Raw genomic sequence first — 24,492 nt, forward strand, 5'->3', positions numbered from 1 at the left:
ACGCGTCGTTCGGCTCGGCTCGGCTCGGACAAAAGACTAGCTGCCTTGACTACGCATGCGCCATGCTTTGCGGATGCAAACGCGCGCCCCGAACCGATCTGCCAACGGCGTGCGCCACGGTGTGGCGCGCGTCCTGTCCAAGGCAGGGCTCTGTTCGCGCACCCAGGCGGCCGACTGGGTGCGGGCGGGGCGGGTGGCGGTCAACGATCGCCGCGTGACCGACCCCGAGCATCCGGTGCGACAGGGCCTGGACCGGGTCAGCCTCGATGGCCGGCCTTTGGGGGCCGCGGAGCGCGTCTATCTGGTCCTGAACAAGCCCCGCGGCCAGGTCACGACCGCCAGCGACGAGCGTCAGCGTGACACCGTCTACACCTGCCTGGAGGGCAGTGGGCTGCCCTGGCTGGCGCCGGTCGGTCGCCTCGACCAGGCCAGCGAGGGCCTGCTGCTGATGAGCAACGACCCCGCCTGGGCCGCGGGGATCACCGAACCAGAGCACGGCATCGACAAGACCTATCACGTTCAGATCGACGCGATCCCCGGGGAAGCGCTGCTGGCTGCGCTGGTGGCGGGCGTCGTGGACGCGGGCGAACCGCTGGCCGCCAAGTCCGTGGTCCTGTTGCGCAGCGGCACCCGCAACGCCTGGCTCGAAATCGTCCTCGACGAGGGCCGCAATCGCCAGATCCGGCGCCTGCTCGCCGCCCATGGCTTGGGCGTGCTCCGGCTGGTACGGGTGGCCATCGGCAGCGTGACGTTGGGGGAGCTGCCCAAAGGGGCTTGGCGCCGGCTCTCGGGCGACGAAGCCATGGTGCTCGCCCAGGTGTCGCCGGACTGACGCCAGGCTCACGGCGCTCAGGTCGTGATCACGCCCAGTTCGCGGCCTACCTGGGTGAACGCCGCGATGGCGCGGTCGATGTGCTCGCGGGTGTGGGCGGCGCTCATCTGGGTTCGGATACGGGCCTGGCCCTTGGGCACCACCGGGAAGAAGAAGCCGATGGCGTAGATGCCTTCCTCGAGCAGGCGCTGGGCGAACTTCTGCGCCAGCGGAGCGTCGTATAGCATCACCGGGACGATCGGATGCACGCCGGGCTTGAGGTCGAATCCGGCCGCGGTCATCTGTTCGCGGAAGTAGCGGGTGTTCTCCTCCAGCTTCGCGCGCAGGTCGTCGGCGGCGGCCAGCATGTCGAACACCTTGCTGCCGGCGGCGACCACGTGCGGCGGCAGCGAGTTCGAGAACAGGTAGGGACGCGAGCGCTGGCGCAGCAGTTCGACCACCTCGCGCCGGCCGGTGGTGAAGCCGCCCAGCGCGCCGCCCAGGGCTTTGCCCAGGGTGCCGGTGAAGATGTCGATCTGGTCCATCACGCCCTTGACCTCGGCGCTGCCGCGGCCGGTGGCGCCGAGGAAGCCGGTGGCGTGGCATTCGTCAATGTGGACCAGGGCGTCGTACTTGCGGGCCAGCGCGGTGACCTGGTCGAGCGGCGCGATGAAGCCGTCCATCGAGAACACGCCGTCGGTGGTGATCATGATCGTGCGCGCGCCGTCTGCGCGTGCCTGCTGCAGCTGTTTCTCCAGGTCGGCCATGTCGGAGTTGGCGTAGCGGTAGCGCTTGGCCTTGCACAGGCGCACGCCGTCGATGATCGAGGCGTGGTTGAGCGCGTCCGAGATGATCGCGTCCTCCTCGCCCAGCAGCGGCTCGTACAGACCGCCGTTGGCGTCGAAGCAGGCGGCGTAGAGGATGGTGTCCTGGGTGCCGAAGAAGCTGGCGATCTTGGCCTCGAGTTCCTTGTGCAGGTCCTGGGTACCGCAGATGAAGCGCACCGAGGCCATGCCGAAGCCGTGCGTGTCCAGCGCGTCCTTGGCCGACTGGATCACGTCCGGATGGTCGGCCAGGCCGAGGTAGTTGTTGGCACAGAAGTTCAGCACCGTCCGGCCGTCGGCCAGCGTGATCTCGGCTGACTGCGGCCCGGTGATGATCCGCTCGGCCTTGAACAGGCCCTGGGCGCGGATCGCGTCGAGTTCGGCGGTGTAGCGGGCGAGGGCGGCATCGGACATGGGGGCAGGCTCGTGTGCGGGGTTGGCGGCCATTATCCGGATTCAGGTGCCCAGGGGTCAGGCCCCGGGCCGCCCGCGAGCCGTCGACCGGGTCCCGGCCTCGCGTTATGCTGCGCTGCGGCATGCCTCTCTCGCCGGGCTGGGAGACACTTCGGCCATTATTTTCAACACCTGTCCTCTTATCCGAAACGGACCGGTGCGCGACCAGAGCAACAACAAAACAACGACCCGCTGCACTTGCCCCAAGAAAACAGAGGACTTCCCGATGAAGCACAAGAATCTTTCGCTCGCGCTTGCCGCCGCGCTGCTCGCGCTGCCGATGCTGGCCTCCGCCCAGGACGAGATGGGCGCCGATGCCGACCAAGAAGAATCGTCGATCTACAGCTGGAACGCCGCCGTCACCAGTGACTACGTCTTCCGCGGCGTTTCCCAGACCGACGAGGAGCCGGCCCTGCAGCTCGGCGCCGACCTCAACTTCGACTCCGGCTTCTACGTGGGTGCCTGGCTGTCGAACGTCGACTTCGGTGCCGGCAGCCCGGACGTCGAGATCGACACCTACCTGGGCTGGACCACTGACTTCGCCGAAGACTGGAACTTCGACATCCAGGTCAACCGCTACAACTACATCGGCGAAGACGACAGCTTCGGCGACGGCGATTACAACGAGCTGATCACCACCGTCAGCTGGGCCGAAACCCTCAGCTTCACCTGGGGCTTCACCAACGACGTCTATGCGCTGGGCGAACGCGGCCAGTACTTCGGCCTCGGCGGCAGCTTCGACGTGGGCGCGGACATCGGCCTGGACCTTGGCGTCGGCATGAGCACCTTTGACAATTCCACCGGCTACGACAATTACCGCGACTGGTCCATCAGCCTCAACCGCGACTTCGGTCCGGTCAACGCGGCGCTCGGTTATTACGACACCGATGGCGAGGGCAACACCAACTTCGGCGACACCGCCGACGGCCGCGTGGTGCTGACCTTCTCGATCGGCGGCTGAGCCCTTCGATCCAGGTAAAACGAAACGGGGCGCCGAAAGGCGCCCCGTTTCATTTTGCCGTCTGGCGTGGCCTCAGCCCCAGCTGCAGACGACCTTGCCGCACTGGCCGGTTTCCATCAGCTCGAAGCCCTTCTGGAAATCGTCGATATGCATCTGGTGGGTCAGCACCTTGCCCAGCGGGAATCCGGACTGGATCAGCTGGGTCATCTTGTACCAGGTCTCGTACATCTTCCGGCCGTATATGCCGTGCAGCACGAGGCCTTTGAAAATCACCTTGTCCCAGTTGATGCCGGCGCCGTTCGGGAGGATGCCGAGCAGGGCGACCTTGCCGCCGTTGTACATGCAGTCGAGCATGTCGTTGAAGGCGTGCGGGTTGCCGCTCATCTCCAGGGCAACGTCGAAGCCTTCCATGTGCAGGTCTTTCATCACTTCCTTGAGCGACTGCTTGGAGACGTTGACCACGCGCGTGGCGCCCATGTCGGCGGCCAGCTTGAGCCGGTAGTCGTTGACGTCGGTGACCACCACGTTGCGGGCGCCGATGTACTTGCAGATGCCGGCGGCGATGATGCCGATCGGACCGGCACCGGTAATCAGCACGTCTTCACCGACCACGTCGAACTCGAGCGCGCAGTGCGCGGCGTTGCCGTAGGGGTCGAAGAAGGCGGCCAGCTCGGACGGGATGCTGTCCGGGATCGGCCACAGGTTCGACGAAGGCATGACGATGTATTCGGCGAACGCGCCGTTGCGGTTCACGCCGATGCCGGTCGTGTTCGGGCACAGGTGCTGGCGGCCGGCGCGGCAGTTGCGGCAGTGGCCGCAGACGATGTGGCCTTCGGCCGATACGCGGTCACCGATGGCGTAGCCGGTCACGCCCGGGCCAAGTTCGACGACGCGGCCGACGAACTCGTGGCCGATCACCAGGCCCGGCTTGATGGTGCGCTGGCTCCATTCGTCCCACTTGTAGATGTGCAGGTCGGTGCCGCAGATCGCTGTTTTCTCAAGCTTGATCAGCACCTCGTTCGGGCCCGGGCTGGGCACGGGCACCTGTTCCATCCAGATGCCTTTTTCGGCGTGGCGCTTCACCAGCGCCTTCATCATTGGCTGTGCCATCTTCATGCGTCCGCGTGGGCCCGATCGGGCCGGTATGGCCGCGATTATACCCGGCGGGCGTGAAACGCCCGGAAAGCCCGATCAGGGCAGCTCGACCCGCCAGCCCAGCGCCAACAGACGCTCCTGCAGGAAGTCATGGCCCAGACGCTGCCGGTACTCGATGAAGGCCGAGTGGCCACCGGTGAAGACGAAGACCGCGCCCAATCCGGCGTCGGCCCAGCCGCGGTCGGCGTCATCGGTTTCGAACACGACCCGCGTGGCGTTGGTGTCGCCCAGGAAGCGCACGCCCAGCGGCCGCGCGAGGTTGGCGTATTCGTGGCGCCAGCCAATCCGGGCCATGGGCTGCCAGACGCCCCAGGAGGCCGACAGGGTCCGCGTCAGCGTGGCATCGACGCGGCCGCGCCGGCTGATGACGCTGCGGCCCGGCACGAACAAGGCCAGGCCCGCGCCGCCCGTTTCTGCGTAGGGATCGATGTCGGTGCGCTGCCAGTCGATGCCGGCGCCCAGCTGCCATTCCCAGGCGCCGGCCGGAATCAGCCAGGAAACGCCCGCGCCGGCGAGGTTGCGCTCGGCGTCGGTGCTGGCCGCGGCCAGGCTGTTGACGCTGATGCCGCTGAGCAAGGTGTAGCTGATCTGCCGGCGCAGCCGGTAGTCGCCCTGCAGCCGGCCCGCGTAAGCGTCCAATGACACGGCGTCGGACAGGTTCCAGCCGCCGGTGGCGATCGGGCCGGTGAAGCGGGTGCGGGTGCTGCCGGCCGAGCCGACGAAATCCAGCGAATCGCGGGCGTGGTTGAGCAACAGGCCCAACCGCCAGCGCTGCCCCGGGGCCCAGTCGATGCCCGCCGTTACCGCACCGGTATCGCCGTCGAACGAGGCTTCGTTGACGCCGTCGCGGCGGGTCAGGCGCCCGATGTCGGCAGAGGCGAACAAGGCCCAGCCAGCCCCTAGTGCCTGCCGCAGCGCATCATCGTCCGGAGAGCCATCGCGCGTGGCCGCGCGGCCTTGACCAGGGATTTCGCCGAGGAAGTTGCCGGCCGCGGCGCCGGCATTGCTGCCCGGACCGCCGGCGAAGATTTCGGCGCAGCGGGTCGCCAGGTCGGAGCCGGGAGCCGCGCCTGCGCACAGGGTGGTCCACAGTCCCGCCAGCGCGTCGCCGGGCGCTTGCGCGCGCGCCGGACCCACCCCCGTCGCCAGCAGCAAAACCAGCAGTGCAAGCACACGCATAATTGAACCCCTGTTGTCCCCTGTCGAAAGTCTACTCCGCCGCGGCGCGCCTGCAATCTCCGGCGCTGCTAGGCTTGGGGTTTAGTCGCCAAACTCAGGAGTCGCCATGCGCCTTGTCCTACTCGCCGCCGCCATTTCGTTTTCCTTTGCCGCCCAAGCCAAGGAAGGCATGTGGGTTCCCCAGCAATTGCCGGAAATCGCCGGCCCCCTGAAGCAGGCGGGTCTGAAGCTGGATCCGAAGCAGTTGGCCAACCTCACCGGTGACCCGATGGGCGCCGTGGTCGCCCTCGGCGGCTGCACCGCGTCCCTGGTCTCGCCCGAAGGCCTGGTGGTCACCAACCATCACTGCGCCTATGGCGCCATCCAGCTCAACTCGACGGCCGAGAAGAACCTGATGACCGAGGGCTTCATCGCCGCCACCCGCGATCAGGAGCTGTCGGCCGGCCCGAATGCGCGCGTCTACGTGATGGATCAGATCACCGACGTCACCGACAAGATGTTGGCCGCCACCTCGCCCGACCAGGACGGCCTGGCCCGTCAGAAAGCGCTCGAGGACACCCAGAAGGCTTTGATCGCCGCCTGCGAGTCCGAGGCCGGCTACCGCTGCACGCTCTACAGCTTCTTCGGTGGCCAGACCTACCGACTGTTCCGCCAGATCGAAATCAAGGACGTGCGCCTGGTGTACGCGCCGCCGAATTCGATCGGCACCTTCGGAGGCGACGTCGACAACTGGATGTGGCCGCGCCACACCGGTGACTTCACCTTCTACCGCGCCTATGTCGGCAAGGACGGCAAGCCGGCGGCCTATTCCACCGACAACGTGCCGTTCAAGCCCAAGCAGCACCTGCGGCTGGCGACGGAGTCGCTGGACGAAGGTGATTTCGTCATGGTCGCGGGCTATCCGGGCACCACCAACCGCTATGCGCTGTACGACGAGTTCCAGAACGTGTCGGCCTGGCAGTACCCGGTGGTCGGCCAGCACCTCAAGAACCTGATCAATATCGTTAACGCGGCCGGCCTGGAAGATCCCGAGGTCGCGGTGAAGTACGCCACCTCGGTGCGCGGCTGGAACAACGCCAGCAAGAACTGGGACGGCCAGCTCGAGGGCTTTGCACGCATTGATGCCGCGGCCACCAAGCGCGCCGAGGAAGCCGCGGTGCTGGCTTGGCTGCGCAGCCGCGGTGACGAAGGCACGGCGGCGCTGGAAGCTCACGCTCGCCTGGTGGCGCTGGCGGCCGAGTCACGCGACACCCGCGCCCGCGACCTCGTGGTCGGGCAAGTGGCCGGCATGGGCCTGCTGTCGCAGGTTCGCGGCCTCTATCGCCTTTCGGTCGAGAAGACCAAGCCCAACGTCGAACGTGCGCCCGGCTATCAGGAACGTGACCTGCCGGGCTTCGAGGGCAGCATCCGGCAGTTCGAGCGCCGCTTCGACCCGGGCATGGAAAAGCAGCTGATGGCCTATTGGCTCGCGGAATACATCAAGCTGCCCGCCGACCAGCGTGTGGCGGCGATTGACGCGTGGCTGGGCGGAAGCGACGCACAGGCGATCGAGCGCGCGCTCGACAGCACCTATGCCGGCACCCAGGTGATCGGCACCGAGGCGCGACTGGCCCTGCTCGCCGCCGACCCGGCCAGCTTCGAGTCCAGCACCGATCCGCTGGTGAAGCTGGCCGTCGCGCTGCAGCCGACCATGCTCGAGCAGGAAACCAAGGCCAAGATGCGCGGCGGCGAAAGCACCCGCTATCGTCCGATCTACCTGGCGGCGGTTCAGGACTACAAGCGCAGCCAGGGACAGGGCGTTTACCCGGATGCCAACCTCAGCCTGCGCATCACCTACGGCAACGTGATGGGCTACAGCCCGCGCGACGGCGTGGCCTACACCCCGTTCACCTCGCTCGATGGCGTCGTCGCCAAGACCACCGGCGTGGAGCCGTTCGACGCGCCCAAGGCACAGCTCGACGCGACCGCCGCGATGAGTGCCGCCGAGAAGGCGAAGGTGCCGGTCAACTTCCTGTCCGACCTCGACATCACCGGCGGCAACTCCGGTTCGCCGGTGCTCAACGGCAAGGGTGAGCTGGTGGGTCTGGCCTTCGACGGCAACTGGGAGAGCGTGAGTTCGAACTGGGTGTTCGACCCCACCATGACCCGCATGATCGCGGTGGACCACCGCTACATGGTCTGGATCATGGACAAGGTGTTCCCGGCCCCGCACCTGCTCAAGGAGCTGGACGTCAAGCGCTGATCCACCCAGCGCGCGCCAAAGCGACGGCCGGGCTTGCCCGGCCGTCGTCGTTTCTGCCATACATAGATCCCGCCCGAGCGAGGATTGATCATGCGAGTACGTTTCCACGGTGCCGCGGGCGAGGTCAGTGGCTCGTGCCACGAAGTCGAGATCGGCGACCATCGCATCCTGCTTGACTGCGGCCTGATCCAAGGCAGTGACGAGGACGAGAAGCGCAATTTCGAGCCTTTTCCCTTCGATCCGGCCTCGGTAGACGCGCTGGTTCTCAGCCACGCCCACATTGATCATTGCGGTCGCCTGCCGGTACTGGTCAAGCGCGGTTTCAAGGGGCCCATCTGGACCCAGGCGGCCACCGCCGACCTGCTCAAGATCATGCTCGACGACTCCGCCTACCTGGCCGAGATGGACGCCGAGCATGCCAACAAGCGCAACGAAGACGGCCATGCCCGCCACAAGCCGCTGTTCACCCGTGCCGACGTTGGCCCGGTGATGCGGCTGTTGCGGCCTTTGCCCTATCAGCAGTCGACCGAAATCCTGCCCGGCATCAGCGTGCTGCTGCGCGAGGCCGGCCATATCCTGGGGTCGGCCACCGTTGAGCTGCGCGCCCGCGAGGCCGGCCAGGAGCGCGTCTTGGTGTTCTCCGGCGACCTGGGCATGAAAGGCACGCCGATCCTGCGCGATCCCGAATCCGTGGCGCAGGCCGATCTGGTGCTGCTTGAGTCAACCTATGGTGGCCGCGCCCACCGCGACCGGGCCGCCACCGTCACCGAAATCGGCGAGGTGCTGGAACACGCATGGAACGACGGCGGCAACCTGCTTATTCCGGCCTTCGCAGTGGGTCGAACCCAGGAAGTGCTGTACTGGTTCGCGCGCCATTGGGACCTTTGGAACATGGACCGCTGGAAGATTTTCCTCGACAGCCCGATGGCCTCGAAAGTCACCGAAGTCTACGATCGCCACCAGGATCTGTTCGACAGCAAGGCGCGCGAGATATGGCGCGGCCAGCCGCATCCGTTCCGGCTGCCGAATCTGCGCTACACCGACACCGTGGAGGCGTCGCGCGGAATCAATGCCCATGAACGCGGCGCGATCATCATCGCCGGCTCCGGCATGTGCAATGGCGGCCGGATCCGCCACCATCTGCGCCAGAATCTCGGTCGCCGGCAGACCCACCTGATGTTCGTTGGCTATCAGGCGCGCGGCACGCTGGGCCGGCGTTTGGTGGACGGTGCGCCGCATGTGAAGCTGTTCGGCGAGGAGATCCAGGTCAATGCCCAGCGCCATACCGTGGGTGGTCTGTCGGCGCATGCCGACCAGCCGGCGCTGCTGGAGTGGTATGCCGGTTTCGCCAACAAGCCACCGGTGGTGCTGGTGCACGGCGAGGACGATGCGCGCGAGGCGCTGGCCGAGAAGCTGCGCGAAGCTGGCACGACGGTCGAGTTGGCGCGGCCCGACGCCGAGCGAGAGGTCTAGGTTCCGGACATGGCCGGGAACGACGAGGCGCGTCCTTTCGTGGTGCCCTGCGCGAGCCTGCCGACCGGCGCACCGCTGCGCTGGCTGGCGCTGGGCTGGCACGACTTGCGGCGGACGCCGGGGCTGAGCCTGCTGTTCGGTGCCGTCATCGTGTTGGTCAGCGTCGCGGTATCGGCGCTGGCCTGGTCACTCGGACGCTTCGCGCTCCTGGCGACGCTGCTGTCGGGCTTTGTTTTCGTGGCGCCGCTGATTGCGGTCGGGCTCTACTGCGTCAGCCGCGCGCTGGAGGCAGGGCAGCGCCCGAGCCTGCGTGACAGTTTCGTCCTGGCCCGCCGGGTAGCGGGACAGGCCGGCGTGTTCGCGCTGGTGCAGCTGGTGATCCTGCTGCTGTGGTCGCGGGCCGGCATGATGGTCAACGCCTTCGTGCCGATCGAGGACGGCAGCGCCCGCGCGCTGCTGGAGTTCCTGCTGATCGGCTCACTCGCGGGCTCGGTGTTCGCGGCGCTGACGTTCGCGATCGCCGCATTCTCGCTGCCGATGATTGCCGACCGGGACGTGGACATGGTCACCGCCGGCGTCTCGAGCGTGAATGCCGTGCTGCGCAACAAGAGCGTCTGCCTGCTTTGGGCGACGATCATCGCCCTGCTGACCGCAGTCGGGTTTCTCACCGCCTACCTGGGCTTGCTGGTGATCATGCCGTGGCTGGCCTACGCGTCCTGGCACGGCTACCGCGAGACCCTGGACGCCTCGGCCTGGCCGCGGCTCGATTGACGCGACTGGCTTTGGTGCAACGTCACAGCCCGGGTGGCCGCCCGATGGCAGCCGTGGCAAGGCAGGCTTGGTCCGCGATCAGCCTTCGTAGGCTTCGAACAGTAGGGCGATGTTGGCGGCGCGCAGGGCGGCCAGCTCAGCCTGCCGCTGGCGCAACGCATCGGCCAGCGCCGGCTCGAGGTCGGCGTACGGGTCGGGCAGGGTGGCCATCACCTCGGCGGCCACCCGGCGAGCTTCGGCGGCGGTGGCTTCGTCCATGCCGTCGGTGAGGGCCTCACCGTACTGGGCTTCCAGCGCGACGCGGGTCTCGATGGCGCCCAGATGCTGGTCCAGCGCGTCGCGCAGCCAGCGATAGTCGTGGATGTCGAGTCCCGCCGCCTCGGCGCCGATGGCGTCCAGGCGCTCACTGTCGATGTCCGCGAGCGCCTGCAGCTGCTCGCCGTCGCTTTCGGCCGCCTTCAGGCGCGGCACGGCCTGTTCGAGCTGGCTGTTCTCGGCCGTCAATCCGCGCACCAGCGGGTCAAGGCGTTCGACGGTCAGCGCGATCTGCGGCGGCAGCTCATCGTTGCTGTCCTGTCTTTCCTGGTCATTCGCGTAGTCGGCGTCCGTCGTGGCGTCGGCGGCGATTGCGGTCTCGGCGTCGGTGGCGTCGTGCCCACCACCGCAGCCACCCAAGGTGAGCAGTCCGGCAACAAAAAGGGTGGGAAGGCGAAGGTTCATGCGGGTTACCTCACGGGGGGAAGCAGGGAATGATGCGCAAACCCGGCGGCGCCGACCAGACAAACCACTCAGCGCGCGAAGCGCGGCCGCAGGCGCTGGGTCACGCCGCACCACCCGGTCGTTCGAAGGGCATGATGTCGGGGCTGACCGCGCCGCCGGAGATGATGAATGTCATGGCTTCGTCCACGGTCCAGTCGGTCGGCGTGAGCCGGTCCACCGGTACGATCTCGAGGTAGCCCGACGTGGGGTTAGGCGTGGTCGGCACGTATACCGCCGCCAGCTCGCGGCCAGTGCCGTGCTCGCGCATGACGCGGGTGACGAAACCCACGCACTTCATCTCCCGGTGCGGGAAATCGATCAGCACCACGCGCCGGGTACCGTCGGGTTTTGTCTGCAGCAGGTCGAGCAGTTTGCGCGCGCTGCCGTAAACCGTCTTCATCAGCGGGATACGGGCGATCAGGCGCTCGAACCAGGCCAGCAGGCGTTGCCCGACCACCCGTCGCGCCATCGCGCCGACCCCGATAATGACGAGCACCGTACCGGCGACCGCGAACGCCGACTGTGCCCAGGGGTCGTCCACCCAGCCCAGCCATTCGGGGTGCGCCGCGGCCAGCCTTTCCGATACCGGGCCAACCCAGGGTTGGCTGATATCGGATAGCAGCGCCAGAACGAATTTGAACACGACCCACACCAGCCAGATCGGCAGCAGGGTCAGCAGACCGGTGAAGAAATAGGCGCGGAGTCGTCGCATGCCGCGATTGTAGGGCAATCAGCGCGCGCCAAGTTCCTCTGCGCTGACCTCGCGCACCAGCCGGAAGCCGATATCATCGAAGCCGGTGTCGGCGTCGAAATCGTTGCTGCCCTGCGGGTTGGCGCGGGCCACCGGATCGCGCCAGCCCACGCCGCCCACCAGCCGGCGGGCGCAGTCGCGCTCGCAGTCCGAAAGCCATTCGCGCGCGTTGCCGCGCATGCCGGTCAGACCCAGGTGGCTGGCCGGTCCCTGGCTGGCGGCGACAGTGCCTTCCGTGCCGCAGTCGATGCGGCCGTCGCGGCAGGCATTGCCGGTGCCGCGATAGGTCGCCAAGGGAACCCATTCGGCGCGGGTGGGCAATCGGTATTGCTTGCCGTTGCGGCGACCAAGCCATTGCGCGTAGGCGCGGGCGTCGTCGGAACTCACGCAGACCACCGGGTGGGTGCCCGCCTGTGGGAAGCCTGGGTCGTCCCAGCTGCGGCGCTTGAGCGAGATGGGCGCCAGCCGGTTGCGGCAGCGCGCGTCGGCACGGCCCGTGCCGGCGTCGAAGGCGGCGTAGTCACCGCGGGTGACTTCGGCGCGCATCGCCGCCAGGCCGGGACGGCCATCGCGGGGCAGCGACACCAGCACCAGCGCCAGACCGTTGTCGTCGATCGGGTCGCCGGCCTTGGGCAGTTGCACCGCCCGCGACCAGGCCGGCTCGAGCGCGGCCGAATCGATGCCAAGACTGCCGGCGAGCGCTTTGGTGCGATCTACCGCGTCGGCGTCCACGTCGTCCAGGCCGGCCTGCAGCCGGGCCAGCAGGGCAGGCACCAGGGCTTCGCGCATGCTGGTCCAGGGCGGGCCGTCGGCACGCTCCAATTCCTCAACGAAAGGCCCCACCCGGGCAAGGTCGTCGAGAGCCTCCTGGTCCTTGCCGGCCTCGGTCGCGGCGACGATGCGGCCCGCGTAGAAGGCAATCACCTCGTCGGCCAAACGAACGATCGCAGCCTCCCGCGGCGCCACGGTGCGGGCGGCGCGCAGGGAATCCATCGCGTTGTCGCCGGGCGGCAGGCTCAGGCGCTGGCGGTCGATCTGACGGCGCGCGGCCGCCAGTTCGCGGGCGCCCACCCGGGTCGGGTCATAGTCGAGCGCATGGACCGTGACTTCGGCGCTGACCTGGGCAAAGGCCAGTGTCGGCGCTGGGGCGTCGATCTTGGGCTCGGCAACGGGTGGGGTGACGTCGGCCTCCGGTGACGGCTCGGCGGCGATCGCCGTCTCGGGCGCGGCGCTGGCTGGCGCGGGCGCGTCGGTGCGTGCAGGCACCTCGACCGTGAAGAAGTCATTCTCGGGCGACGCTGCCGGACGGTCCCGCATGAACCAAGCCAGGGTCAGGGCCACCAGCGCGACGCCCGCCACGGCCGCCAGCGCAGGTTTCCAATAGGGCGCGATGGCGCCCTGCAGCTTGACCAGATCCACCGCTGGCTCGGCGGGCTTGCCGTTGGCGATCTGGTTGAGCGCACTGAGCATCTGCTGCGCATTGCGATAGCGGTTGTCGGGCGACTTGGCCATCGCCCGGTCCAGGAACGACTGCCAGTGTTTCTTCTCGGGCGGCAGCCGGGGCACCGGGTCCTGGGCGTGCATCAGCGCCAGCGCCAGCGGGTCGGCCGCCTGGTAGGGCAGGCGGCCCATCAGCAGCTCGTAGGCCAGCACGCCGACGCTGTAGAGGTCGGCGCGTCCGTCCACCACTTCGCCGCGAGCCTGCTCGGGCGCCATGTAGCCGCCGCTGCCGACCGCAAGGCCGGCGGTGGTAATGCGGGTCTGGTCGCGCTTGGACAGCGCGATGCCGAAATCGGTGAGCAGCGGCCGGTCGGCGTTGTCGAACAGCACGTTCTCGGCCTTGACGTCGCGGTGGACGATGCCGCGCGCATGCGCGTATTCCAGCGCCGAAAGCAGCGAACGCAGCACTTCGACCGCGCGGTCCTCGTCCTGGGTGAAATCACGCTGGCCCAGATGACCCTTGGCCAGATAGGGCAGCACGTAATACAGCAGCCCTTGCCGGGTGCGGCCGACCTCATGGATGCCGACGATGCAGGGGTGCTCGAGCTTGGCGATGGTGCGCGCCTCGTGCTCGAAACGCTGCTTTGAAATCTCGTCGGTCAGCGCCGCCGGCGACATCACCTTGATGGCCACCTGTCGGTCCAGCGACTCCTGCACGCTCAGGTAGACCTGGGACATGCCGCCCTTGCCGATCCGTCGAAGCACGCGATAGCCGGGGATCTCGGGCATGTAGCTCGAGAGCAGGGCGGTCAGCTCGTCAGGGGAGAGTTCTTCTTCCTGCTGCATTTCGCGTTCAGGCACGGGGGGTCGGGAGGGCCAGCATACGGTGTCCGGCCACGCAGGCAAGCCATTTGTGAAACCGTGAAACAGCTCACGTTTCCGGGTCTTGGGCTTCGGCGGCGCGGCGCTTGCGGCGCACGTAGACCTGCTTGCGGACGCTGGCGACCACGTCGCCGGCCGCGTCCCGAACGTCCATATCGAACCAGCGCAGCACTTTCCCGCCATCGGCCGCGGCCGCACGGATCTCGTCCAGCGCGGTCTCGTCCAGGTCGAAATCGACGCTTACCGTGCCCCGTCCGGGCTTGAGGAACCTGATCTCGGCGGCCTGATCCCAGACCACGTAGTCACGGCCCAACCGGCGCATCACCAGCAGCATCCAGAACGGGTCGGTCATCGCGAACAGACTGCCGCCGAAATGGGTGCCGACGTAGTTGCGGTTGTACCAGCGCTGGCGCAGTTCGACCCGCGCGTGGCGGAAATCATCGCTGATGCGCGCGACATGGATCCCCGCGAACAGGAAGGGCGGCCAGAAGTTCATGTAATGACGCAGGCGCGAGGCCTTCATGCGGGCTGGCTCAGAACAGCACCGAGGCCATCTTGCGCCGGTAGCTGCCGACCAGGTCCTCGTCATCAACCACGCGGAAGGCGTCGATCAAGGCCCGGCGCGGCAAGCCGTCTTCGAAGCCGCGGTCGCGACGCAGCATCTCCAGGAATTGTTCCATCCCGGCGGCGGCATCGCCGTCCACCAGATGCCTTGCTCCCAGCAGGTGGCGGGCGCGCAGGTCAGCGGGATCGGCCGCGATCGCGGCCTCCAGCACCGAGGCCGCTGGCGCGTCCTTGAGCAGGGCCGCAAAACCCAGGCGCGCGCGGCCGTTCAGGGCTCGGTCGTCCTGGGCCAGGTTGGCGGGCAGGGCGTCGATCAATTGCTCGGCTTCGGCCACGGCGCCGGTCTTGAGCAGGGCCAGGGCGAGGTCGAGCCGATGCTCGTCCTTGTCCGGCTCGGCCTGGGTGAGCGCACGCAGACGCACGACGTCCTCATGCGGGTCGAGCGGCGCTTCGACCTCGGGGGCGGCTTCCTCCTCCGCAGCCCGGGGTTCGATACCGTGGTGCTTGAGGAATTCGCGCAACTGCCCCTCGGGCAGGGCGCCCGGGAAGCCATCGGCGATCTGTCCGTCCTTGACCAGCATGACCGTCGGCACCGACTTGATCTGGAAGTAGCCGGCGAGCTGCTGCTCCTTGTCCACGTCCACCTTGGCCAGCAGGAAGGCGCCGTTGAACTCGGCGGCGAGCTTCTCGAGTACGGGCCCCAGCGTCTTGCAGGGACCACACCAGGGCGCCCAGAAGTCGAGGAGTACCGGAACTTCCTTGGATTTGAGCAGGACGGACTGCTCGAAGTCGGCAAGGCTGGCGTCGAAAACGTGGGGGGGAACGGTGGTCATGGCGTATCCGTAAAGAGTCAGGTGCCCGAGGGACATGGAGGCGGACGCCGCGGCAATCAAGCCGCGGCGCACACGGGGCGGGCCTCAGGGCTGGCGGACGATCACGCCACCCTTCATTACGAAGTCGACCTTCTTCACCGCCTGGATATCGGCCAGCGGGTCGCCCGGCATGGCCACTACGTCGGCGTGGAAGCCGGGAGCGATCTGGCCCAGGTCGGTGACGCCCAGCACCTCGGCGGCATTCACCGTGGCGGTCTGCAGCGCGGCCGCGGCGGGCATGCCGGCTTCGACCATGAACAGGAACTCGTCGGCGTTGTCGCCGTGCAGGCCGACGCCGGCATCGGTGCCGAAGCCGATTTTCACGCCCGCGCGCCAGGCCTGGCCGAACGTGCCCTGGATCAGCGCGCCGATGCGCGCCGCCTTGGGCCGCACGACCTCCGGGTAGAAGCCGTCGATCTTGGCTTTTTCGGCTACGAAGCGGCCGGCGCTGATGGTCGGCACGTACCAGGTCCCGTTCTTCTTCATCAGCGCGAACAGCTCGTCGTCCATGTAGGTGCCGTGCTCGATCGACGTCACGCCGCCGACGATGGCGCGGCGCATGCCTTCCTTGCCGTGGGCGTGGGCGGCAACGCGGTAGCCGTAGTCCTTGGCGGCCTCGACCACGGCGCGCACCTCGTCCTCGGTGAACTGCGGCGCGTCGCCACTCTTGGCGTAGCTGAGCACGCCGCCGGTGGCGGTGATCTTGATGACGTCGGAGCCGTCCTGATAGCGCTCGCGCACCGCCTGGCGGGCCTGGTCGGGGCTGTTGATCACGCCTTCGGCCGGACCCGGTTCGCCCACGGCGTCCTCGAGCAGGTGGTTGAGGCCATTGGTCGGGTCGGCGTGGCCGCCGCTGGTGGCGATGGACTTGCCGGCGGCGTAGATCCGCGGCCCGTCGACCAGGCCCTGGTCAATGGCGTCGCGCAGGGCCAGCGTGGTCTCGCCGCCGAGGTCACGCACGGTGGTGAAACCGGCTTCCAGGGTCTTGCGGGCATAGCCTACCGAGCGCAGCACGGTGAATTCGGGGTTGAGCCGGAAGCCTTCGGAATAGGACTGGGCGCTGGACTGGCCGCTCAGGTGCACGTGCAGGTCAATCCAGCCCGGGCTGCAGGTGTGGCCGGCCAGGTCGACCGAACGGGCGCCGTCGACGGCGGCCATCCCGGCGCGGACCTCGCGGACCTTGCCGTCGGCAACCACGATGGTCTGCTCGGAGCGGCTGCGGCCGCTGGCGCTGTCGAACAGCTGGCCGCAGTGCAGGGCCAGGGTCTCGGCCTGGGCGGCGGCGGGCAGGGCGAGGCACAGGGCAAACGGAAGCAGCGCGCGTGTCGGATGCATGGAAGTCCCCTTGGAATGGAGACCCGATGGTACCTGCTGGCGGGGCAGGGGTCGTCAAGGCCCCTCGCCGCCGTCCGGGGACGTTGCGGCGCGCCCGGCGGGGCGCCGATTTGTTACGCTGGAGGCCTGTTTTTTGCCGCCTGAAACCATGTCCGACATCCCAGACCCCAGCGCCTACGATCCGAAGGCGGTGGAAATCGCCGCGCAGACCCATTGGCAGTCCACCGCAGCCTTCGCGGTCGGCGAGGACAGCTCGCGCCCTAAGTACTACTGCCTCTCGATGCTGCCCTACCCATCGGGTGCGCTGCACATGGGCCACGTGCGCAACTACACCATCGGCGACGTGATCAGCCGGCACCGGCGCATGAAGGGCTTCAACGTGCTGCAGCCGATGGGCTGGGACGCCTTCGGCCTGCCCGCCGAAAACGCCGCGATCAAGAACAAGACCGCGCCGGCGCAGTGGACCTACAAGAACATCGAGCACATGCGCGGCCAGCTCCAGCGCCTGGGCTTCGCCTACGACTGGACGCGCGAGTTCGCCACCTGCACCCCCGAGTACTACCGGTGGGAGCAGCTCATGTTCACCCGCCTGATGAAGAAGGGCCTGGTGTACCGCAAGAACTCGATCGTGAACTGGGATCCGGTGGACCACACGGTGCTGGCCAACGAACAGGTCATCGACGGCCGCGGCTGGCGCTCGGGCGCCCTGGTGGAAAAGCGCGAGATCCCGCAGTGGTTCCTCAAGATCACCGATTACGCGCAGGAGTTGCTGGACGGGCTGGATACGCTTTCGGGCTGGCCCGACGCGGTCAAGACCATGCAGCGCAACTGGATCGGCCGCAGCGAAGGCCTGGAGATCCGCTTCGCCATCGACGGCCTGACCGAGCCGCTGGAAGTGTTCACCACCCGCCCCGACACCCTGATGGGCGTTACCTATGTCGCGGTAGCGGCCGAACACCCGGTGGCCCTGTGGGCGGCGTCGGGTAATCCGGCGGTGCGCGACTTCATTGACGAGTGCCGTCGCGGCGGTGTCTCCGAGGCCGAGCTCGAGACCCAGGAAAAGAAGGGCATCTTCACCGGCCTGCACGCCGTGCACCCGGTATCGGGCGACAAGGTGCCGGTGTGGATCGCCAACTTCGTGCTGATGGGCTACGGCACCGGCGCGGTGATGGCGGTGCCGGGCCACGACGAGCGTGATTTCGAGTTCGCGCACAAATACGAACTGCCGATCAAGCAGGTCATCGCGATCGACGGCGAGCACTACGACAGCTCCACCTGGCAAGACTGGTACGCCGACAAGAGTGACCCGCGCATGCACGTGGTCAACTCCGGCGATCTCGACCGGCTCGGTTTCCAGGCCGCATTCAATGCCCTGGCCGACAAGCTGTCCGAACGTGACCTGGGACGCCGCCGCGTCAATTTCCGCCTGCGTGACTGGGGCGTCAGCCGACAGCGCTACTGGGGCTGCCCGATCCCGGTTATCTACTGCGAGAAATGCGGTGCGCAGCCGGTGCCCGAAGAACATCTGCCGGTGGTGCTGCCGGAGGACGTCGCCTTCACCGGTATGGCCTCGCCGATCAAGGCCGATCCGGCCTGGCGCAAGACCACCTGCCCGACCTGCGGCGCCGACGCCGAGCGCGAAACCGACACCTTCGACACCTTCATGGAGTCGAGCTGGTACTACGCACGCTACACCTCGCCGGGCGCCACCGACCTGGTGGACGAGCGCGCCAACTACTGGCTGCCGGTGGACCAGTACATCGGCGGCATCGAACACGCGATCATGCACCTGATGTATTTCCGCTTCTATCACAAGCTCATGCGCGACGCGGGCCTGGTGAAGTCGGATGAGCCGGCTACCAACTTGCTTTGCCAGGGCATGGTGATCGCCGACACGTTCTTCCGCGACAACCCCGACGGTTCCAAGGACTGGCACAACCCGGCCGACGTTGACGTGCAGCGCGATCCCAAGGGCCACGCCACCGGTGCGATGTTGCGCAGCGACGGTCAGCCGGTGCGGATCGGCGGCACCGAAAAGATGTCCAAGTCCAAGAACAACGGCGTCGACCCGCAGACCATGGTTGATCGCTACGGCGCCGACACCGTGCGCCTGTTCTCGATGTTCGCGGCGCCGCCCGAGCAGAGCCTGGAGTGGAACGAGGCCGGCGTCGAAGGCATGGCCCGCTTCCTGCGCCGCCTGTGGACCCAGGTGCAAAAGCACGTCGCCGAAGGGAAGGCACCGGCGCTGGACGCGGCCACGCTGGACGCCGCGCAGAAGACGCTGCGCCGGCAGCTGCACGAGACCATCCAGAAGGTCGGCGACGATTACGGTCGCCGCCACACCTTCAATACCGCGATTGCGGCGGTGATGGAGCTGTTGAACGCGCTTGCCAAGTTCGACGATGCCAGCGCCCAGGGCCGCGCCCTGCGCCAGGAAGCCTTCGAGGCCGTGACCTTGCTGCTCAATCCGATCACGCCGCACACCTCGCACGCACTCTGGCAACGCCTGGGCCACGCGGAGGCCACGCTCGAAGACCTGGCTTTCCCGCAGGCCGATCCGGCGGCGCTGGTGCGCGAGGCCGCCACGCTGGCGGTGCAGGTGAACGGCAAGCTGCGCGGTACCATCGAGGTGTCGGTGAACGCCGGCAAGGAGACCATCGAGGCCCTTGCCCTGGACGAGCCGAACGTGAAGAAGTTCCTGGAAGGCTTGACCGTGCGCAAGGTGATCGTGGTGCCGGGCAAGATCGTCAACATCGTGGCGGGGTGAAACTGATGCAGCGTTTACTGGTTCTTGTCTGCCTGCTCGCGGTCGTCACCGCCTGCGGTTTCCGCCCGCGCGCCTCGCTGGCGCTTGCCGCCGACCTCGGGCCGGTGAAGGTAGCCACCAGCGACCCCTACAGCCCGCTGGGCCAGGGGCTGTCGGTGGCGCTCGCCCGCGCCGGTGCAACGGCGGCGGTGGAAGGCCAGCCGGCAGCGGTGTTGCGCGTGCGCTCGGAGTCCATGAACACCCGGCCGTTGGCCTTGGACCGCCTGGCCCAGGTGCGTGAATACGAAACCACCTACCGCGTCAGTTTCGACCTGGTCGGTGCCGATGGCGCCGAGCGCGTCCCGGTCCAGGACATCGCCCTCACGCGTGAATACACCTACGACAGCGTCGCATCCGCGGGCAGCCCCGCCGAGCAGGCCTTGATCCAGGAAGAGCTGCGCCGCGAGATGCAGGCGGCGATCCTGCGCCGCCTGGACGCCGTGCTGCGCGTCGACTGATGGAGCTGCGCGCCGATCGCCTGGAGCGCCAGCTCGCCGGCGAGCCGCTGCGTCCGGTCTACCTGGTCACCGGCGGCGAGCCGCTGCTGGTGCAGGAGGCCGCCGACGCCATCCGGGCCCGGGCCCGCGAAGAGGGCTATAGCGAGCGCGAGATCTTCGATGTCGAGGGCAGCTTCGACTGGGACAGCCTGGCCCGCGGCATAGCCTCCCTGAGTCTGTTCGCGACCCGACGCGTGTTCGACCTGCGCCTGCCCACCGGCAAACCGGGCAAGGACGGCAGCGAGGCAATCCGCGAATACTGCGCCAACCCGCCGCCCGATACGGTGCTGCTGATTACCGCGCAGGACTGGAGCCGGGGCCACGCGGGAAAATGGAGCGAAGCGATCGCCAAGGCCGGCCATTTGCTGCCGATCTATCCGCTAAAGACACATGAGCTGGGCGACTGGCTGCTGCGCCGGCTTCGCAGCCGCGGCTTGGTCGCCACGCCCGACGCCGTGCAGCGCCTGGCCGACCGGGTCGAAGGCAACCTGCTAGCCGCCGCCCAGGAAGTGGACAAGCTGGCCCTGCTGGTCGGCGGTGGGCGCGGCCCTGCGGCGGAAGCCATCGACGTTGAAAAGATGGACCAACTGGTCGCCGATTCATCGCGTTTCGACGTCTTCAAGCTCGTCGACGCCGCGCTCGCCGGCGACACCGTGCGTGCCGTGCGCATGCTGGCGGCGCTGCGCGCCGAGGGTGACCAGGTCGCCGGGCTGATGCCGATGGTGGCCAAGGAAGTGCTGGCGCTTTGCGCGATCGCCCGGGCCGCTGAATCCGGCAACGTGATGTCGGCGATGCGCGACGCCCGGGTTTGGGAAAGCAAGCAGGCCATGTACCGCCGCGCGATCGAACGGCATCCGCCCTCGCGCTGGGAGGCCTTCGCGGCCGAGTGTGGCGCGATCGACCGCGCCGCAAAAGGACGCGGCGAGGGTGACCCCTGGCTGCGGCTCGAGCGCCTGCTGGCGGCCATTGCCGACGCCCGCGCCCGCAGCCTGCTGGCATCGTGAGCCTGGCGCTGTTCTACGGCGGCACCTTCGACCCGGTCCACGCCGGCCACCTCGCGGTGGCACAGGCGGCGCACGCGGCGTTCGGCGCCGAGGTGGCTTTCGTACCGGCCGCCGACCCGCCGCATCGCGCCACCCCGGGCGCCAGCGCCGCCCAGCGCGCGCAAATGCTGGCCCTCGCTATTGCCGATGAGCCCGGATTCCGGGTGGACCCCAGGGAGCTGCGGCGCAGCGGGCCGTCCTGGACCGTCAGCACCCTGCGTGAACTGCGCGCCGAGCGCGGCCCGGACGCGGCCCTGGCCTGGGTGCTGGGTGCGGACGCCTTCCGGGGTCTGCCCGGCTGGCATGACTGGGAAACGCTGATGGACCTTGCGCATTTCGTGGTGGCCGTGCGGCCCGGCCATGGCCTCGAGGCGCTCCCGCCGGGGCTGGCGGCCGCCTGCCAGGGCCGCTGGCGCGAGGATCCGACCGACCTGGCCCGGGCGCCAGCCGGCTGCCTGTTCCGCCTGGACATGGCCCTGCATCCGGCCTCGGCCACCGAAGTGCGGGAGGGATTGGCCCGTGAACCTGGGCCGGGCCACCCGTGGCTGGATCCCGCCGTGGCCGCCTTCATCACCCGGGAAGGCCTCTATCGCGGCGGTCCGGGCCCGGCGGGCGTATAATGTGGCCCGTCTTTCCGATTCGAGCGCCACGTTGACCACCCAAGCCCACGTCATCAAGACCCAGATGCCCGACCCGGCCCCGTCGCCGGAAGCCATCCTCAAGCAGGTGCACCTGGCGCTGGAGGAAATGAAAGCAAAGGACGTCGTTGAAATCGACGTGCGCGGCAAGACCAGCATCGCCGACTACCTCGTGGTGGTTTCGGGCACCTCGACCCGTCACGTGAAGTCGGTGGCCGACGAGGTCGTTCGCTTCTCCAAGAAGTGCGGCGTCATGCCGCTGGGCGTCGAAGGCGAGCGCGAGGCCGAATGGGTGCTGGTGGACCTGGGCGACGTCATCGTCCACGTCATGCTGCCGCGGGTGCGCGAGTTCTATGCGCTCGAGCGCCTGTGGACGGTCGGCGACCAGCCGCCCGAGGATTCCTCGGCGGCCTGAGCACGGCGATGAAGGCACGCCTGGTCGCAGTCGGTGAGCGGGCGCCGGAATGGGTAGCCGCTGGCTTCTCCGAATATCAAAAGCGTCTCTCGCATTGGCTCCCGCTGGAGCTGATGGAAGTGGCGCCGGGCATGCGCGGCAAAGGCCGTGACGCGGCCCGCGCCATGGCCGACGAAGGCGAACGCGTGTTGGCCGCGGTGCCGCGTGGCGCCCACGTGGTCACGCTCGATGGGCGCGGCAAGCCTTATTCCTCCGAGCAGCTCGGCCACCGCCTGGAGCACTGGCGCCAGCAGGGCCGCGACCTGGCCTTTCTGGTGGGTGGGCCCGAAGGCCATTCGGCCGACGTGATCGCGGCCGCCGGCGAAAGCTGGTCGCTGGGGCCGCTGACGCTGCCGCACATGCTGGTGCGCCTGGTGCTTGCCGAACAGCTCTATCGGGCCGCCAGCCTGCTCGCAAACCACCCCTACCACCGCGCCTGACGCGACCTGCCGCAGGCTGAAGCGGGGGACGCGGAAACTGCCCGTGGGCGGTGCCAGCGGCTATGCTTGGGTGATGATCTATCTGGCCTCGCAATCACCGCGCCGTCGCGACCTGTTGGCACAACTGGGCGTCGACTTCGGTCTGCTTGACGTCAACGTGCCCGAACAGCGCCTGCCCGGCGAGCCACCCGATGCCTACGTCAGCCGCGTCGCCCGTGAAAAGGCCGGCGCCGGACTGCTGGCGGTGGTCGCCAACCCGGGCGCACTGGTGCTGGGCGCCGATACCGAGGTGGTGCTGGGCGATCGGGTATTCGGCAAACCGGCGGACGCCGACGATGCCGCGCGCATGCTGCGCGACCTGTCCGGCCGCAGCCATCGCGTGGTGTCCACCGTCTGGCTGGTCAGCGCCGGCCGCGAGGCGCAGGTGAGCAGCGTGTCCGAGGTGCGGGTGGAGGCGCTCGACGAGGCCATGATTGCCGCCTACGTTGGCACCGGCGAATGCTTCGGAAAAGCCGGGGCCTATGCCATCCAGGGACGCTTCGGCGCCCACGTTACCCACCTCGCCGGCAGCTATACCGGCGTGATGGGCCTGCCCCTGCATGAAACCGCGTGCCTGCTGCGCGGCTTCGGCGCCATGGACTGAAAAGGAAGCACGTGTCCGAGGAAATCCTGATCAACGTCACCCCGCGCGAGACCCGCGTGGCGGTGGTCGAGAACGGCATGCTGCAGGAGCTGCACATCGAGCGCGCTTCGCGCCGTGGCGTAGTGGGCAACATCTACAAGGGGCGGGTGCAGCGGGTGATGCCCGGCATGCAGGCCGCCTTTGTCGACATCGGACTAGACCGCGCTGCTTTCCTGCACGCCTCCGATATCCTGAAGCTGCCGCTGGCCCAGGCGGGCGAGGGCGAGGAGCCCGCGCCGCCAGGCCCGCCGCCGACCATCAACTCGCTGGTGCACGAGGGCCAGGAGATCGTGGTGCAGGTGGTGAAGGATCCGATCGGCAGCAAGGGCGCGCGTCTGACCACGCAGATATCCATCCCGTCGCGCTACCTGGTGTTCCTGCCGCATTCGCGGGTGCTGGGGGTGTCGTCCCGGATTGACGACGAGGCGCAGCGTGCGCGCCTGAAGACCTTGATGGCGGCGCTGTCCGGCGGGTCGGGCCAGGGCTATATCGTGCGGACCAATGCCGAAGACCAGCCAGACGAAGCGCTGGCCGAGGACGTGGCCTACCTGCAGCGCGCCTGGAGCGTCATCCGCGCGTCCAGCGCCGGCACCCGAGTCGGCCAGCGCATCTACGAGGACCTGGCGCTGCCGCTGCGTGCGGTGCGCGACCTGATGCGCAAGGACGTAGACAAAGTGCGGGTGGACTCGCGTGAAGCCTTCGATAAAGTCGTGGCCTTCGCCAATCAGTTCATGCCCGACCTGGTCGACCGGATCGAGCACTATGCGGGCGAGCGGCCGATCTTCGATCTGTACGGCGTCGAGGACGAAATACTGCGGGCGATGCAGAAGGAGGTGCCGCTCAAGTCGGGCGGCCACCTGATCATTGACCAGACCGAGGCCATGACCACGGTGGACGTGAACACCGGCTCCTTCCTGGGCCAGCGCAACCTCGAGGAGACCGTGTATCGCACCAACCTCGAGGCGGCGCAGGCCGTGGCGCGCCAGCTGCGGCTGCGCAACCTCGGCGGCATCATCATCATTGATTTCATCGACATGACCGACGACGAGCATCGTCGCCAGGTGCTGCGCACGCTCGAGAAAGGCCTGCTGCACGACCACGCCCGCACCTCGGTGCACGAATTCTCGCCGCTGGGCCTGGTCGAGATGACGCGCAAGCGCACCACCGAAAGCCTCGAGCGCCAGCTGTGCGAGCCCTGCCACGAATGCGGCGGCCGCGGCACGCTCAAGACGCCGGAAACCCTGACCTACGAGATCTTCCGCGAGATCACCCGCGCCGTGCGCCAGTTCGAGGCCTCGCAGCTGCTGGTCATCGCCTCGCCCCTGTTGGTATCCAAGATCACCGAAGAGGAGTCGGCGGCGGTGGCCGAGCTCGAGGAGTTCCTGGGCAAGTCCATCCGTTTCCAGGCCGACGACCAGTACGCGCAGGAACAATACGACGTGGTCCTGCTCTGACCCGCG

Annotated in this window: 22 protein-coding genes; 13 read left to right on the forward strand and 9 right to left on the reverse strand. The window is 68.0% G+C overall.

What is annotated here, in order from left to right; translation table 11 throughout:
• Positions 1-73 precede the first annotated feature (73 nt).
• Positions 74-832, forward strand: a complete 759-nt coding sequence (locus ACYVGY_RS03295) for a pseudouridine synthase (protein WP_460456038.1) — start codon at positions 74-76, stop codon at positions 830-832.
• Between the two features lie 17 nt (positions 833-849).
• Here ACYVGY_RS03295 and kbl read toward each other — a convergent pair whose 3' ends face one another.
• Positions 850-2,049: a glycine C-acetyltransferase gene (kbl, locus tag ACYVGY_RS03300; protein WP_460456039.1), complete on the reverse strand. Its 1,200-nt coding sequence runs from the start codon at positions 2,047-2,049 to the stop codon at positions 850-852.
• Positions 2,050-2,314: 265 nt separating this feature from the next.
• On the opposite strand from kbl, the gene ACYVGY_RS03305 reads away from it, so the two are divergent.
• Positions 2,315-3,049 carry a TorF family putative porin gene (locus ACYVGY_RS03305; RefSeq protein ID WP_460456040.1) on the forward strand — a complete coding sequence of 245 codons (735 nt, stop codon included), beginning with the start codon at positions 2,315-2,317 and terminating at the stop codon, positions 3,047-3,049.
• A gap of 72 nt (positions 3,050-3,121) precedes the next feature.
• Here the strand turns inward: ACYVGY_RS03305 and tdh are convergent, their stop codons facing one another.
• Positions 3,122-4,159: an L-threonine 3-dehydrogenase gene (tdh, locus tag ACYVGY_RS03310; RefSeq protein ID WP_460456041.1), complete on the reverse strand. Its 1,038-nt coding sequence runs from the start codon at positions 4,157-4,159 to the stop codon at positions 3,122-3,124.
• 81 nt (positions 4,160-4,240) lie between these two features.
• A complete protein-coding gene (locus ACYVGY_RS03315) occupies positions 4,241-5,383 on the reverse strand; it encodes an autotransporter outer membrane beta-barrel domain-containing protein (RefSeq protein WP_460456042.1) in 1,143 nt (380 codons plus the stop codon).
• Between the two features lie 106 nt (positions 5,384-5,489).
• Here ACYVGY_RS03315 and ACYVGY_RS03320 point away from each other — a divergent pair, with 106 nt between their 5' ends.
• The 3 genes from ACYVGY_RS03320 (at position 5,490) to ACYVGY_RS03330 (ending at position 9,869) form a co-directional block, all read left to right on the forward strand.
• Positions 5,490-7,625: a S46 family peptidase gene (locus ACYVGY_RS03320; RefSeq protein ID WP_460456043.1), complete on the forward strand. Its 2,136-nt coding sequence runs from the start codon at positions 5,490-5,492 to the stop codon at positions 7,623-7,625.
• A 90-nt stretch (positions 7,626-7,715) separates the two neighbouring features.
• A complete protein-coding gene (locus tag ACYVGY_RS03325) occupies positions 7,716-9,098 on the forward strand; it encodes an MBL fold metallo-hydrolase RNA specificity domain-containing protein (RefSeq protein ID WP_460456044.1) in 1,383 nt (460 codons plus the stop codon).
• Positions 9,099-9,107: 9 nt separating this feature from the next.
• Complete coding sequence (locus ACYVGY_RS03330; RefSeq protein WP_460456045.1) at positions 9,108-9,869, forward strand: DUF2189 domain-containing protein; 762 nt, start codon at positions 9,108-9,110, stop codon at positions 9,867-9,869.
• Positions 9,870-9,947: 78 nt separating this feature from the next.
• On the opposite strand, the gene ACYVGY_RS03335 is transcribed toward ACYVGY_RS03330, so the two are convergent.
• The 6 genes from ACYVGY_RS03335 to ACYVGY_RS03360 form a co-directional block, all read right to left on the reverse strand.
• Positions 9,948-10,589: a hypothetical protein gene (locus tag ACYVGY_RS03335; protein WP_460456046.1), complete on the reverse strand. Its 642-nt coding sequence runs from the start codon at positions 10,587-10,589 to the stop codon at positions 9,948-9,950.
• 100 nt (positions 10,590-10,689) lie between these two features.
• Positions 10,690-11,340 carry a DUF502 domain-containing protein gene (locus ACYVGY_RS03340; RefSeq protein ID WP_460456047.1) on the reverse strand — a complete coding sequence of 217 codons (651 nt, stop codon included), beginning with the start codon at positions 11,338-11,340 and terminating at the stop codon, positions 10,690-10,692.
• A gap of 18 nt (positions 11,341-11,358) precedes the next feature.
• Entirely contained in the window at positions 11,359-13,680 is a 2,322-nt protein-coding gene (locus ACYVGY_RS03345; RefSeq protein ID WP_460456048.1) for a bifunctional serine/threonine-protein kinase/formylglycine-generating enzyme family protein, read from the reverse strand.
• 70 nt (positions 13,681-13,750) lie between these two features.
• Complete coding sequence (locus ACYVGY_RS03350) at positions 13,751-14,224, reverse strand: DUF4442 domain-containing protein (protein ID WP_460456049.1); 474 nt, start codon at positions 14,222-14,224, stop codon at positions 13,751-13,753.
• A 10-nt stretch (positions 14,225-14,234) separates the two neighbouring features.
• Positions 14,235-15,098, reverse strand: coding sequence for a thioredoxin (gene trxA, locus ACYVGY_RS03355; RefSeq protein ID WP_460456050.1), 864 nt, complete (start codon positions 15,096-15,098; stop codon positions 14,235-14,237).
• Between the two features lie 84 nt (positions 15,099-15,182).
• Positions 15,183-16,472 (reverse strand): metal-dependent hydrolase family protein, encoded by a 1,290-nt coding sequence (locus ACYVGY_RS03360; protein WP_460456051.1) that lies wholly within the window; start codon positions 16,470-16,472, stop codon positions 15,183-15,185.
• Positions 16,473-16,620: 148 nt separating this feature from the next.
• Here ACYVGY_RS03360 and leuS point away from each other — a divergent pair, with 148 nt between their 5' ends.
• The 8 genes from leuS (at position 16,621) to rng (ending at position 24,486) form a co-directional block, all read left to right on the forward strand.
• Positions 16,621-19,239 (forward strand): leucine--tRNA ligase, encoded by a 2,619-nt coding sequence (gene leuS, locus ACYVGY_RS03365; RefSeq protein WP_460456052.1) that lies wholly within the window; start codon positions 16,621-16,623, stop codon positions 19,237-19,239.
• A 5-nt stretch (positions 19,240-19,244) separates the two neighbouring features.
• Positions 19,245-19,736 carry an LPS-assembly lipoprotein LptE gene (locus tag ACYVGY_RS03370; RefSeq protein ID WP_460456053.1) on the forward strand — a complete coding sequence of 164 codons (492 nt, stop codon included), beginning with the start codon at positions 19,245-19,247 and terminating at the stop codon, positions 19,734-19,736.
• The gene (gene holA, locus ACYVGY_RS03375; RefSeq protein ID WP_460456054.1) at positions 19,736-20,779 is read left to right on the forward strand and encodes a DNA polymerase III subunit delta; all 1,044 of its coding nucleotides are present in this window, start codon (positions 19,736-19,738) and stop codon (positions 20,777-20,779) included. Before ACYVGY_RS03370 ends, holA begins: the two co-directional genes overlap by 1 nt.
• Positions 20,776-21,438 carry a nicotinate-nucleotide adenylyltransferase gene (gene nadD / locus ACYVGY_RS03380; RefSeq protein ID WP_460456055.1) on the forward strand — a complete coding sequence of 221 codons (663 nt, stop codon included), beginning with the start codon at positions 20,776-20,778 and terminating at the stop codon, positions 21,436-21,438. Before holA ends, nadD begins: the two co-directional genes overlap by 4 nt.
• 31 nt (positions 21,439-21,469) lie before the next feature.
• On the forward strand, positions 21,470-21,871 hold the full coding sequence (gene rsfS, locus ACYVGY_RS03385; RefSeq protein ID WP_460456056.1) for a ribosome silencing factor: 402 nt from the start codon (positions 21,470-21,472) through the stop codon (positions 21,869-21,871).
• An 8-nt stretch (positions 21,872-21,879) separates the two neighbouring features.
• A complete protein-coding gene (gene rlmH / locus ACYVGY_RS03390) occupies positions 21,880-22,350 on the forward strand; it encodes a 23S rRNA (pseudouridine(1915)-N(3))-methyltransferase RlmH (protein ID WP_460456057.1) in 471 nt (156 codons plus the stop codon).
• Between the two features lie 73 nt (positions 22,351-22,423).
• Positions 22,424-22,993, forward strand: a complete 570-nt coding sequence (locus tag ACYVGY_RS03395; RefSeq protein WP_460456251.1) for a Maf family protein — start codon at positions 22,424-22,426, stop codon at positions 22,991-22,993.
• An 11-nt stretch (positions 22,994-23,004) separates the two neighbouring features.
• Positions 23,005-24,486: a ribonuclease G gene (gene rng, locus ACYVGY_RS03400; protein ID WP_460456058.1), complete on the forward strand. Its 1,482-nt coding sequence runs from the start codon at positions 23,005-23,007 to the stop codon at positions 24,484-24,486.
• Positions 24,487-24,492 lie beyond the last annotated feature (6 nt).

Source organism: Arenimonas alkanexedens, assembly GCF_054781355.1.